Source organism: Pseudomonas brassicacearum subsp. neoaurantiaca, from assembly GCF_013608025.1.
Lineage (GTDB): Bacteria > Pseudomonadota > Gammaproteobacteria > Pseudomonadales > Pseudomonadaceae > Aquipseudomonas.
Map to the genome: position 1 here is coordinate 306,042 of NZ_VDLV01000020.1, position 12,848 is coordinate 318,889.

10 protein-coding genes are annotated in these 12,848 nt (G+C 63.3%); 2 read left to right on the forward strand and 8 right to left on the reverse strand.

Translation table 11 applies throughout. The features are described from left to right. Positions 1-570: 570 nt before the first annotated feature. The 3 genes from FHK92_RS14895 to FHK92_RS14905 all read right to left on the reverse strand — a co-directional run bounded on the left by FHK92_RS14895 (position 571) and on the right by FHK92_RS14905 (position 4,973). On the reverse strand, positions 571-1,674 hold the full coding sequence (locus FHK92_RS14895; protein WP_181288723.1) for an extracellular solute-binding protein: 1,104 nt from the start codon (positions 1,672-1,674) through the stop codon (positions 571-573). Positions 1,675-1,890: 216 nt separating this feature from the next. After that, complete coding sequence (locus FHK92_RS14900) at positions 1,891-3,339, reverse strand: aldehyde dehydrogenase family protein (protein WP_181288724.1); 1,449 nt, start codon at positions 3,337-3,339, stop codon at positions 1,891-1,893. After that, on the reverse strand, positions 3,336-4,973 hold the full coding sequence (locus tag FHK92_RS14905) for a 5-guanidino-2-oxopentanoate decarboxylase (protein ID WP_181288740.1): 1,638 nt from the start codon (positions 4,971-4,973) through the stop codon (positions 3,336-3,338). Before FHK92_RS14905 ends, FHK92_RS14900 begins: the two co-directional genes overlap by 4 nt. A 159-nt stretch (positions 4,974-5,132) precedes the next feature. Between FHK92_RS14905 and FHK92_RS14910 the strand changes: the two genes are divergently transcribed. After that, complete coding sequence (locus tag FHK92_RS14910) at positions 5,133-6,014, forward strand: LysR substrate-binding domain-containing protein (protein ID WP_181288725.1); 882 nt, start codon at positions 5,133-5,135, stop codon at positions 6,012-6,014. A gap of 159 nt (positions 6,015-6,173) precedes the next feature. On the opposite strand, the gene FHK92_RS14915 is transcribed toward FHK92_RS14910, so the two are convergent. Next, positions 6,174-7,193, reverse strand: coding sequence for an alpha/beta fold hydrolase (locus FHK92_RS14915; RefSeq protein WP_181288726.1), 1,020 nt, complete (start codon positions 7,191-7,193; stop codon positions 6,174-6,176). A 300-nt stretch (positions 7,194-7,493) separates the two neighbouring features. Then, positions 7,494-9,806 carry a 5-methyltetrahydropteroyltriglutamate--homocysteine S-methyltransferase gene (gene metE / locus FHK92_RS14920; protein ID WP_181288727.1) on the reverse strand — a complete coding sequence of 771 codons (2,313 nt, stop codon included), beginning with the start codon at positions 9,804-9,806 and terminating at the stop codon, positions 7,494-7,496. A gap of 109 nt (positions 9,807-9,915) precedes the next feature. Here metE and metR point away from each other — a divergent pair, with 109 nt between their 5' ends. Continuing rightward, positions 9,916-10,833 carry a transcriptional regulator MetR gene (metR, locus tag FHK92_RS14925; RefSeq protein WP_060740854.1) on the forward strand — a complete coding sequence of 306 codons (918 nt, stop codon included), beginning with the start codon at positions 9,916-9,918 and terminating at the stop codon, positions 10,831-10,833. A gap of 194 nt (positions 10,834-11,027) precedes the next feature. Here metR and FHK92_RS14930 read toward each other — a convergent pair whose 3' ends face one another. Genes FHK92_RS14930 through FHK92_RS14940 form a run of 3 tightly spaced genes read right to left on the reverse strand, consistent with a single transcriptional unit; the run spans position 11,028 to position 12,595 of the window. Beyond that, positions 11,028-11,525 carry a GNAT family N-acetyltransferase gene (locus tag FHK92_RS14930; protein WP_181288728.1) on the reverse strand — a complete coding sequence of 166 codons (498 nt, stop codon included), beginning with the start codon at positions 11,523-11,525 and terminating at the stop codon, positions 11,028-11,030. Beyond that, positions 11,522-12,160 carry a LysE family translocator gene (locus FHK92_RS14935; protein WP_181288729.1) on the reverse strand — a complete coding sequence of 213 codons (639 nt, stop codon included), beginning with the start codon at positions 12,158-12,160 and terminating at the stop codon, positions 11,522-11,524. The genes FHK92_RS14930 and FHK92_RS14935 overlap by 4 nt, the downstream gene beginning before the upstream one ends. Positions 12,161-12,178: 18 nt before the next feature. Continuing rightward, positions 12,179-12,595, reverse strand: a complete 417-nt coding sequence (locus FHK92_RS14940; protein ID WP_181288730.1) for an NUDIX hydrolase — start codon at positions 12,593-12,595, stop codon at positions 12,179-12,181. Positions 12,596-12,848: the final 253 nt, after the last annotated feature.

Sequence of the window (12,848 nt, forward strand, 5' to 3'; positions counted from 1 at the left end):
CTGCTCGCGAAGACGGCGGCACAGCCAATATCTCCATCAACTGACCCACCGCTTTCGCGAGCAGGCTCGCTCCCACACTGGATCTTCGGTGGGCCACAAACCCGGCACACACCCCAATTCCCTGTGGGAGTGGGCTTGCTTGCGAAGACGGCGGCACAGCCGACATCTCCATCAACTGACCCACCGCTATCGCGAGCAAGCTCGCTCCCACATTGGACCCTCGGTGGGCCACAAACCCGGCACACACCCGCAATCCTTGTGGGAGCGAGCCTGCTCGCGAAGACGGCGGCACAGCCAACATCAGCATCAACTGTCCCACCGCTTTCGCGAGCAGGCTCGCTCCCACATTGGTTTTCCAGCGGGCCACAAGACCCGAGCACTCCCACATTGGATCTCTGTGCTCACAAACCCGGCAGACAACCCAATTCCCTGTGGGAGCGAGCTTGCTCGCGATGACGGCGGCACAGCCAATATCTCTATCAACTGAACCACCGCTTTCGCGAGCAGGCTCGCTCCCACGCTGGATCTTCAGTGGGCCGCAAGACCCGAGCACTCCCACATTGGGGAAATTCAGGAGGAGAAGATTTCCGTGTACCGGCGGATCCACTGGTCATGCACCGTCGCGAGGAAGGCGTTGTCGTGCATGATTGCCTTGTCGGCGATTTGCTCGGGCGTGAGGATGTACGGGCTCTTGCGGGCTTCGGCGGAGATGATGGCCTTGGCGTTGACCGGGCCGTTGAAGATGTCTTCGGCCATCTTGCCCTGCACCAGCGGGTCGAGGGAGTGGTCGATGAAGGCGTAGGCCAGGTCGGTATCGCCCGGGCGGTTTTTCGGCATGACCGAGAGCATCAGGTCGGTGTAGAAACCTTCCTTCATGCCGAACGTCGCGCCAAGGCCGTAGGCCGGGTCGCGGATCTGCTTGGGGAAGAACGCCGGCGCGTACAACCCGCCCAGGTCCAGCGAGCCGGTGCGAAACAGCTCGGCGATCTGGTTGGGGTTTTCCCCCAGGGTCATCACCCGGTCCTTGAGCTCGGCGAGTTTCTTGAAGCCCGGTTCGATGTTGTGTTCGTCACCGCCGGCCAGTTTCGCGGCGATGATGATCAGGTCCATGGCCTCGGTCCAGTTGGGTGGCGGCAGGAAGATATTCGGCGCCAGCTCCGCATCCCACAACGCGGCGTAGCTGTCCGGCGCCTGTTTCAAGGTGCGGGTGCTGTAGACCAGGCTGTTGCACCACAACAGATAACCGATGCCATGCCCGCCAGCGCCCGTGCGGTATTGCGCCGGCACATCGACCAGGTTGGGAATGCGATTGAGGTCAGGTTTTTCCAGCAACCCGGCGGCGGCCAGGCCTTCGGCGCCGACGCCCGCGAGCGTGATGATGTCGTACTGCGGGCGATCGCCCCCGGCCTTGAGCTTGGCGACCATTTCCGACGTGCTGCCGGTTCGATCGGCGATGACCTTGGCCCCGGTCTTGGCCTCGAACGTCGCGGCGATATTGCGCAGCGCCGCCAACCCGGTGTCATCCGACCAGGTCAACAGGCGCAGGGTCTTGCCGACAAACCGCGTGTCGCTGGCCCGGGCGCTGATGAAAGGCACGCTCATGGCGGCCGCCGCGACCGACACCACACTCGCGGTCTTGATGAATTGACGTCTGTTCAGATCATGCTCGCCCATGGAGGACTCCCTTTGTTCTTCTAAGTATGAGGTGGGTAAAACCTGTTGCGCCCGCACCGCTCAACGCTGGTCAAAGCCCCGTACTGCAAGGGCTTCGCCGCCGTCTGCGGCCATCCTGAGGTTGTGCAAAATCCCTGACTATCGAAAAAAACTCATTGAAGCCATGTCCGTGGCGCATGCCTTTTTTCGAGGCATGCGTGACCTGAGAACGTGCCGTCAGACGGCCCGGATCACATGCTTGATTTCCTGAAACGCGGCCAGTCCCCACGGCCCCAATTCACGGCCGAGGCTGCTCTGCTTGTAACCGCCCCAAGCGGCCTGGGGAAAAATAACCTGCGGCGCGTTGATCCACACCAGCCCCGCCTGCAAGGCGTCGGCGACCTTCCCGGCCGCCTCGGCATCGCGGCTGACCACGCTGGCCACCAGGCCGAAACGGCTGTCGTTGGCCAGGGCGATCGCCTCTTCCTGAGAGCTGAAACTGCGTACGCACAGCACCGGCCCGAAAATCTCTTCGCACCACAACGCACTGTCCAGGGGCACGTTGGTAAAAATGGTCGGCTGTAAAAAAAAGCCGCGCGACAGATGCGCAGGTCGCTGACCACCGCAGACCAGCGTCGCCCCGGCGCTCAAGCCGCGATCGATGTGCCCCAGCACCCGCTGGTATTGCGCCTGGTTGACCAGCGCGCCCATTTCCACGTCCGGGTCAAACGGATCGGCCACGCGGATCGCCTCGGCGCGCGCCTTGAGCCGCTGCAGGAATTCATCGGCCAGCTCATCGGCGACCAGCACGCGGCTGGTGGCCGAACACATCTGCCCGGCATTGAAGAAACCGCCGCCACAGGCCAGTTCCACCGCCAGGTCCAGGTCGGCGTCGGCCAGCACCAGCAAGGACGATTTGCCGCCCAGCTCCAGGCTCACGCCCTTCACCGTTTCCGCCGCCCGTTGCATCACTTGCACTCCGACCGCGTTGCTGCCGGTGAAGGAAATCTTCGCCACGCGCGGGTCTGACGCCAGCGGCGCGCCGACCGCCAGGCCCGTGCCGCAGACCAGGTTGAACACGCCATCGGGCAAGCCGCATTCGGCGATGATCGATGCCAGCGCCAGCTCCGGCAGCGGCGTGACTTCCGAAGGCTTGAGCACCACGCAGCAACCGGCGGCCAGGGCCGGGGCGAGCTTCCAGGCGGTGGTGACCATCGGGAAATTCCACGGCACGATCAAGCCGACCACCCCGCAGGGTTCGCGGCGAATGCGTGCGCTGAAATCATCACTGGGCAATGCCAATGGGCTGTCCTGGCGAGCGTCCAGGCCTTCGGCCAGCTCGGCGTAATACTCGAAAGTCGCGGCCACATCATCGACATCGATGGCCGCTTCGAACAACGGTTTGCCGTTGTTGCTCGACTGCAAATGCATCAGCCGCTCACGGTTGGCCCGCACGCCTGCCGCGATGCGCCGCAGCAGCACGCCGCGTGCGGCACCGGAGCTGTTCGACCATTGCGCAAATGCCTGGGTCGCAGCGTTCAAGGCTTGATCGACAGCATGCTCGTCGCCGCCATAGACGGTGGTCAGCAGCGCCTCGGTTGCCGGATTGATGACCCGCAGGGCGTGATCCCCCGACGACCAATGGCCGTTGATATAGAGCCCGTCTTGCATCGTCGGGAAACTCATTCGGCTACCTCCGACATCCAGCGCGCTTGATCAATCTCGATCATCGTTGGCCCCTGGCGATGACGGGCAGCCTGCAACGCGCTGCGCAGTGATTGCACGCCGTCGATAGACTCGGCGGCGCAGCCCAAGGCCTTCGCGACGCCAATGAAATCCGGCGTGTAGATGTCCACGCCCACCGGCTCGATGGCGCGGTTGACCATGTATTTCTTGATCTCTTCGTAACCCTGGTTATTCCACAGCAGCACGATTACCGGCGTGCGCGCTTCCACGGCGCTGGCCAGTTCCGGCAGGGTGAACTGCAAGCCGCCGTCGCCGATCAGGCACACCACGGGCGGGCGGCCATGACCGTCGTCGACACCGCCAAGCCAGGCACCGATCGCCGCCGGCAATGCGTAGCCGAGGGTGCCGTAGCCGGTGGACGAGTTGAACCAGCGGCGCGGATGTTCAGGATTGAAGGTGAGGTTGCCGGTGTAGACCGGCTGGGTGGAATCGCCGACGAAAACCGCGTCGGGCAACGCCTGCAAGACCGTGTCGAGGAACAACGTCTGGGCGCGGGTCGGGACGTCCCACTGCTGGTCGAGTTCGGTCCGCAGCCGTTCGACGCGAACCGGTCCCCAGTTGTCGTCGCCCGCCCCGGGCACGCGGCGGCTCAACGCATCGAGCAATGCCCGGGCGGCGCTGCGGGCGTCGGCCACCAGCGCCAGTTTTGGTGGGTAGTTGCGCACGGTCTGGTCGGGATCGATGTCGATGCGCAACAACGCACCGGGAATCTTGAAGCCACCGGCGAAGGTGATGTCGTAATCGGTCTCGGCCAGTTCGGTGCCGATCGCCAACACCACATCGGCTTCGGCCACCAGGGTACGGGTGGCGGCCAGGCTCTGGGTCGAGCCGATCAGCAACGGATGGCGGGACGGCAGCAAGCCCTTGGCATTGATGGTCAACGCCACGGGCGCGCCGAGGCGCTCGGCCAGTTCAGTCAATTCGACCCCGGCGTCCAGCGCGCCCCCTCCGACCAGCATCAACGGTCGCCTGGCCGTTGCCAGCAAGGCCGCCATTTGCTCCACGGCACTCGACGCGGCCCCGGCTCGGTTGATGTTCACCGGCGTGCTGGCGAGCAAGTCATCGGCCTCCTCGACGAGCACATCCAGCGGAATCTCGATATGCACCGGCCGCGGACGCCCGGCCTGGAACAAGGCAAAGGCCCGGGCCAGCACGCCCGGCAATTCGCCGGCGGACATCAGCGTATGGGAAAACGCCGCCACACCGCCCACCAGCGCGCCCTGGTTCGGCAGCTCATGGAGCTTGCCGCGCCCGCCGCCCAACTGGCTGCGCGACTGCACGCTGGAGATCACCAGCATCGGGATCGAATCGGCGTAGGCCTGGCCCATGGCGGTGGTGATGTTGGTCATGCCAGGACCTGTGATGATGAAGCACACGCCCGGTTTGCCGCTGACCCGGGCGTAACCGTCGGCCATGAAACCGGCGCCCTGTTCATGGCGCGGCGTCACATGGCGGATGCTCGAACGGGCCAGCCCACGGTACAACTCGACGGTGTGCACGCCCGGGATGCCGAACACCTGCTCCACGCCATAGCCTTCGAGTAACTTGACCAACACTTCACCGCACGTCGCCATTGCCATTGCCTTTTTCTTGTCTTGAAAAGAGCCCCGCATGACATATCACGAGCCCTTTTTCTCTGAGGGAATGGCGTTATTGGAACGGTCAGGACGTAGCGGCAACAATGGATAAAAAGTCATACTAGCCATGTCCTCACGTCATGGCTTGGATCCCAAATGAAACGACTCCCTCCGCTGCCGACGCTGCACACGTTTCTGATCACGGCCCAGTGCTGCAACTTCACCCGGGCCGCCGAGCAGCTGCACATCACCCAAGGCGCAGTGAGCCGGCAGATCGCCGGGCTCGAAGATCATTTGGGTTATGCGCTGTTCCAGCGCCAGGCACGCGGCTTGAGCCTGACCGCCGAGGGCCAGGCGTGGCTGCCGAGGGTGCAGCAAGTGTTCAGCCTGATCGGCGAGGCGGTCGAGCAGATCGGCGAGAAGCGCCAGACCCTCCAGCTCAAGGCCCCGACGTGCGTGATGCGCTGGCTGCTGCCGCGCCTGTTGCAATGGCAGAAGGAGCGCCCGGACGTGCCGGTGGAACTGACCACCACGGTCCGGCACGGCGTGGATTTCCAGCGTGAGGCGTTCGACGCAGCGGTGATCTACGGCCCGCCGCCCGACGCCTCGCTCAACTGCCTGCATTTGTTCGACGAACAGCTGACACCGGTGTGCTCGCGGCCTTTGCTGGAAGGTCCGGTCCCGTTGGATTCACCCATCGACCTGCAACAACATTTGCTCCTGCACCCCACTGCCGACGAGCGCGACTGGAATGCCTGGCTGGCGGCGGCCGACGTGCGCTTGAGCAATGTCAGCAAGGGCCAGCATTTCGAAACCCTGGACCTGGCAATGTCCATGGCTTCCCAAGGCACGGGCGTGGCGATTGGCGACTGGTCGCTGATCGGCGACGACCTCAGCGCCGGTCGGCTGGTGATGCCGTTTGAACTGAAGGTCAGGACCGGGTTGGGTTATCACCTGGTGTATCCGCGCAAACCGGAGGTTTCGGGGCCGTTGCAGGCGTTGATGGGGTGGTTGGTGGAGCAGGCCCGGGCGCGCTGAGGGTTCTTTTGTGGCGAGGGAGCTTGCTCCCGCTGGAGCGCGAAGCGGTCCCAAAGCGATCGACAGCGAAATATGATCTGGCTGAACATTTTCGGGGCTGCTACGCAGCCCAGCGGGAGCAAGCTCCCTCGCCACAAAAGCCAGGCAGGCCTCGGTTAATCAAAGCAGATTCGGCGCCTGCGCCGGTTCGATCTGCGCCCAGTGCGAGGTGTCTTCGCGATGCTGCTGCAGATACGGCAACACCGCCCCCAGCAACGGCTCCTTGAAGGCTTCTTGAAAGCGATGGGCCAGGCCCGGGATCAGCTTCAACTGGCTGCCGCGAATATGCGCCGCGAGGTGCACGCCATGCATCACCGGCAACAACGGATCGGCAGTGCCATGGACGACCAGGGTCGGCACCTGCAATTGGTTGAGCAGCGCCACCCGGCTCGGCTCGGCCATGATCGCCATGATCTGGCGCTTCACACCCTCGGGGTTGAAGGCCCGGTCGTAGGCGACCGCTGCCTGGTGCAACAGGACTTGCCGATCATCCACCACCATTGGGCTGCCCAATGCGGCGAGCAAGTCGGCCTGCTGCTCCAGCGCCACTTCGCGATTCGGTGCGCTGCGCCGCGACAACAGTTGCACCAGCGTTTCACTGGGCGCCGGCAAGCCTTGCGCGCCTGAAGTGGTCATGATCAGCGTCAGGCTCTCGACCCGGCCGGGTGCCATGGCGGCCATGTGCTGGGCGATCATGCCGCCCATGCTGACGCCCAATACATGGAAGCTTCGCACGTGCAGCGCGTCCATCAAGCCCAGGCCATCGGCGGCCATGTCCGTCAGTGAGTATGGCGCCGCCACGGGCAGGCCGAGCTTGTAGCGCAGGGCCTCGAATGTCAGGTTGGCGCTGCCAGGGGCCTGGCGCCAGGCGGACAGGCCGACGTCGCGGTTGTCATAGCGGATCACTCGGAAGCCCTGTTCACACAGCGCCACCACGACTTCGTCCGGCCAGTGGATCAACTGCCCGCCCAAGCCCATCACCAGCAACAACGCAGGATCGGACGCACGCCCGATGCTCTGGTACGCCAGGCTTACCTGGTCCAGATCGACCCGTTGGGTCGCGACATTGACATCACAACGAGAAGCCGCCAACGACGGCAGGCCGCACAACAACGCGGCCAGGAAAATGAATACACGCATGAAGAAACACCAAAACGCAGAACCCCAGTAGAGCGCGAGTCTGATGAAGTTTGTTCAAGCGCGCTGCCACAGTTGCGTGACAGTTTGATGAAGATTGCCGAATGGTTATCTGAAGCCATGATCACCCGTGGCGAGGGAGCTTGCTCCCGCTGGGCTGCGAAGCAGCCCCCTGGGTTTTGCCAGAGACCATCGCGGCGACGGATGGATTTTGAGGGCTGCTGCGCAGCCCAGCGGGAGCAAGCTCCCTCGCCACAGAAGCCTGCCTGACCATGAGGTAGGCGTCTGTCCGCGCAACAAGGCTCAAGCCAACTGACTACGCAACTGCCGCGCCGCCGCTACCATGTTGACCAGCGCGGCTTCCGTCTCCGGCCACGCCCGGGTCTTCAGCCCGCAATCGGGGTTGACCCACAACCGCTCGGCGGGGATGCGCTGTACGGCTTTGCGCATCAGCGCCACCATTTCGGCGGTGTCCGGAACCCTCGGCGAGTGAATGTCGTAGACACCCGGGCCGATGTCGTTGGGGTAGTCGAACGCCTCGAAGGCATCGAGCAATTCCATGTCCGAACGCGAGGTTTCGACGGTGATGACATCGGCGTCCATGTCGGCGATTGCCTTGATCACGTCGTTGAATTCGCTGTAGCACATGTGGGTGTGAATCTGGGTTTCATCGCTCACGCCCGACGCGCTCAGGCGGAACGCTTCCACGGCCCAATCGAGGTATTCCTGCCACTGCCCGCGCCGCAGCGGCAAGCCTTCGCGAAAGGCCGCTTCGTCGATCTGCACAATCGAGATCCCGGCTTTTTCCAGATCCAGCACTTCGTCGCGCAAGGCCAGGGCCAACTGTCGGACCTGGGTTTTGCGTGACACGTCTTCACGGGGGAACGACCACATCAGCATGGTCACAGGGCCGGTGAGCATGCCTTTCATGGGCTTGTCGGTGAGACCTTGCGCGTAACGAATCCAATCGACCGTCATCGCCTCGGGCCGGCTGATGTCGCCATAGATGATTGCCGGTTTCACACACCGCGAGCCGTAGCTCTGTACCCAGCCGAAACGGGTGAAGGCGTAGCCATCCAGTTGTTCGGCGAAATATTCCACCATGTCGTTGCGCTCGGCCTCGCCGTGCACTAGTACATCCAGGCCCAGGCGCTCCTGGATCTGCACGGCATGGCGGATCTCGGTGTGCATGGCGTCCTGATAGTCGCTGGCCGACAACTTGCCTTGCTTGAAGGCTTGGCGTGCCAGACGAATCGCCGGGGTCTGAGGGAAGGAGCCGATGGAGGTAGTGGGAAACGCCGGCAACTTGAGCCGCGCGCGCTGTTGCTCGATGCGCTTGGCATACGACGAACGTCGCTGGCTGTCCTGTGGACCGATCGCCGCCAGGCGCTCCTGGACGTGGGGCTTATGAATACGCGCCGAGGCCGCGCGGCTGGCCTGTATTTCTCGACTGTCGATCAACGCCTGCTGTACGCCGGGTGCCTGCGGATCGTTCAGCGCATCGCGCAACACCGCGACTTCCCCGCACTTTTGCACGGCGAACGCCAGCCAGCTCTTGAGCTCGGGATCGAGTTTGTCTTCGCGCTCCAGGTCCACCGGGCTGTGCAGCAGCGAGCAGGAGGTGCTGACCCAGAGGTTGTCGCCGAAGCGTTCCTCGGCCGGTCGTAGTTGCGCCAGCGCTTGCTCCAGTTCACAGCGCCAGACGTTGCGACCGTTGACCAGGCCCACCGAGAGAATCTTGTAGGTCGGCAGGCGATCCAGCACCTGGCCCAGTTGTTCTGGCGCGCGCACCGCGTCGATGTGCAAGCCGTCCACCGGCAGGCTCACCGCCAGGCCAAGGTTGTCTTCCAGGCCACTGAAATAGGTCGCCACGAGTTTTTTCAGCGGCGAGTACTGGAGGATGTGATACGCGCGTTCGAAGGCGCTTTTCCAGGCCAGTGGCAGGTCTAGGGTAAGAATCGGCTCATCGATCTGCACCCACTCCACGCCCTGGGCCTTGAGACGATTGAGGATCTCACCGTAGACCGGCAGCAGGCGTTCCAGCAGGTCGAGCTTGTCGAAGTCGCCGCCCTTGGCCTTGCCCAGCCACAGGTACGTCAGCGGGCCGATGATCACCGGTTTGACCCGATGCCCGAGGGCGTGGGCTTCGTCGACTTCGTCGAACAACTGCTCCCAGCTCAGGGCGAAGGTCTGGTCGGCGGAAAACTCCGGGACCAGGTAGTGGTAGTTGGTGTCGAACCACTTGGTCAATTCCTGGGCGTACTGCGCCTGGCCGTGATCAGCGCCGCAGCAACGGGTCGTGGCGCCACGGGCCATGGCGAACAGGGTGTCGAGGGTCGGCCTGCCCTGATCATCCAAGGTGCCGTGGAAACGTGGCGGAACGGCGCCCAGCGCCAAGGTGTGGCTGAGCACTTGGTCGTACCAGGCGAAATCGCCTACGGGCAGCAGGTCGATGCCGGCGTCTTTCTGCAATTGCCAATGCCGGGCCCGCAGTTCACGGCCTACCGCTTGCAGCGCCGTCGGGACCAAGTCGCCCTTCCAATAGGCTTCAAGGGCTTTTTTCAGTTCGCGGTCGGCGCCGATGCGGGGAAAACCGAGGGTGTGGGCCAGGGCCATGATGAATGTCCTTCTGTAAAAGATGGCGCCATTGTCGACAGCCAACCCCACATGAGACAAACTCAACCTTTTCGTGTTGATCACAAGTTTTACTCATGGAGCAATTCCGGTGCTTGAACTCCGTCATCTGAAAACGCTGCATGCCTTGCGCGAAGCCGACAGCCTGGTGGAAGCCGCTGAACGCTTGCACCTGACCCAATCCGCGCTGTCCCACCAGTTCAAGGAATTGGAAGAGCGCCTGGGCATGCAGCTGTTCGTGCGCAAGACCAAACCGGTCCGCTTCACCAGCGCCGGCCTGCGCCTGTTGCAATTGGCCGATGCCGCCCTGCCGTTGCTGCGCAGTGCCGAACGGGACATCGCGCGATTGGCGGGCGGCACCGCCGGGCGTCTGCACATGGCCATCGAGTGCCACAGTTGCTTCCAATGGTTGATGCCGACCATCGACCAGTTCCGCGATGCCTGGCCGGAAGTCGAATTGGACCTGGCCTCGGGTTTTGCCTTCGCCCCGCTGCCGGCCCTGGCCCGTGGCGACCTGGACCTGGTGGTGACCTCCGATCCGCTGGAGCTGGCCGGCATCACCTACGTGCCGCTGTTCACCTACGAAGCGATGCTCGCCGTTGCCAACCAGCATCGACTGGCGGGCAAGCCGTACATCGTGCCCGAAGACCTGATCAGCGAAACCCTCATCACTTACCCAGTGGAACGCGATCGACTGGACATCTTCACCCGTTTCCTGGAACCGGCCGACATCGAACCGGCCCAGGTCCGCACGTCCGAGCTGACGGTGATGATGATGCAACTGGTGGCCAGCGGTCGCGGCGTTTGCGGCATGCCGCATTGGGCGCTGCACGAATACAGCTCGCGGGGCTATGTGAAGGCCAAGCGGCTGGGAGAGAAAGGCTTGTTCGCCACGCTGTACGCGGCGGTACGCACCGACATGCTCGACGCGCCGTATATGCGCGACTTCCTGCTGACGGCGAAGGACACATCGTTCTCGACACTCGACGGCGTCAGCGCCGTGCGCTGAGTGCTTTTGTGCTGAATGCCTTTGTGCTGAATGCCTTTGTGGCGAGGGGATTTATCCCCGCTGGGGCGCGGAGCGGCCCTCAAAACAGGCAATTCGGTGTATCAGGAAGATTGAGTCCTCTGCGTTAGGGCTGCTGCGCAGCCCAGCGGGGATAAATCCCCTCGCCACAAAAGCTCGACAACTCAAACCTTCCTTCAGAGTTCGATCCACATATGGACCTTGTCGAGATACTCATCGTCCACGCGGATCGCCATCGGCTCAAGGCCATACAGCACGAAACCGCAGCGTTGGTAGAGCTTGATCGCCGGGTCGTTGCCGGCGGTGACGGTCAATTGCACGAGGCGCAGGAAGGCGTGGCGACGGGCTTCGTCGAGGGCGGCTTGCATCAGCCGTTCACCCAAGCCGGCGTGACGATGGGCCTCGACGACGTACATGCCGAACAGCGTCGCCTTGTGCCGGGCCTTCAGCCGGGGCTCCAGGGCCAGGCCGACGATACCGACCAGCTCGTCCGCCACGAACGCCCCTAGAATCACTTCGAGCCGGCTGGTCAGACGCGATTCCCACCAGTTGATGGGCAGCGTTGCCCGTTCGCTGGCGCTGGAGGTGAAGGCCTGCGGATGAAATTCATAGGCCTGGAGCATCAGCTCGCGATAGGCAGGGGCATCACCCGCTTGCAGCCGTCGGATACTCACGCCGAACGCCGTTGCTCAAGCATCAGTCGCAGGGCCAGCGCACCGAGCACAAACCCCATGAAATAGCGCTGCACCGCCAGCCATGTCGGGTTGTGGACGAACCACGCGGCGATGCTGGCGGCGAACAGCGCGATCAGCAGGTTGACGCTGAAACTCACGCTGATCTGGGTCAGCCCGAGAATGAGGCTCTGGGTGAACAGCGAGCCGTGTTCGGGGCTGATGAACTGCGGGAACACCGACAGATAGAACACCGCGATCTTCGGGTTCAGGGCACTGGTCAGAAAGCCCATGGTGATTAGCTTGCGGGTCGAATCCGCCGGCAGTTGCTGGGCCTGGAACGGCGAACGGGCGCCGGGTTTCACGGCTTGCCAGGCCAGCCACAACAGATACAACGCACCGGCCCACTTGAGGATTTCATAGGCCACGGGCACCGCGAGGAACACCGCTGTGAGCCCCGCCGCTGCCGCGAACATGTGCACGAAGAAGCCTGCCACCACGCCCAACAGCGACGTGACCCCAGCCTTGCGGCCCTGGCAGATCGAACGGGAAATCAGGTAGATCATATTCGGGCCGGGCGTAAGCACCATCAACAACGCCGCGGCGGCGAAAACCAGCAGGTCCGGCAAGGGGATCATGGGACGTCATTCCTTGAATCAGCAGGTTGCGAGGCAATGGGTTCGATAAAACGGCAGGATCACTTCGCCTGTCAACGGAGCCAGCAACAAATCGCCGCTACGTGCCGGGTCGATCCAACGGACTTCTTCGATCTCGGCAGCAGGCGAAACCGCTGCGTCGATTTCAAGCAAAAACACCTCGGCCTGCACGGTGAACCCCGGCTCATTGGCGGCGGGTGCGCTGAACTGCCCCAGATGACGGGCCTGCGCCGGATCGATCTTGAGCCCAAGCTCTTCGTCCAACTCCCGAGCCAAGGCCTGGACCGGTTGTTCGTGGGCCTCGATCTTGCCGCCCGGTTGCATGAAGGCCTGGGTGCCACGCTTGCGCACCAGCAGGGTCCGGCCGTCCGGGCCGATGAGCAAGGCGGCAGCGATGCGGATCAGGGGGGTGGTCATGTTTTCGGAACCTCGGGCAGAAAATGCCGGGGAGACTACAGATCGCGGCGGTGGGAGCAAAGCCTGGCGCCCATTCTCAAATAAACACAGAACCCATTGTGGGAGCGAGCTTGCTCGCGATTGCGGTGGGTCAGTTGAAAAATCTCTGACTGATACTCCGCTATCGCGAGCAAGCTCGCTCCCACAGGGGCCCCATTGTCCGCCAGGTCTGCATCACCCCAAAATCGGCTTCGGCGCCGAAGGGTCCGCCTCT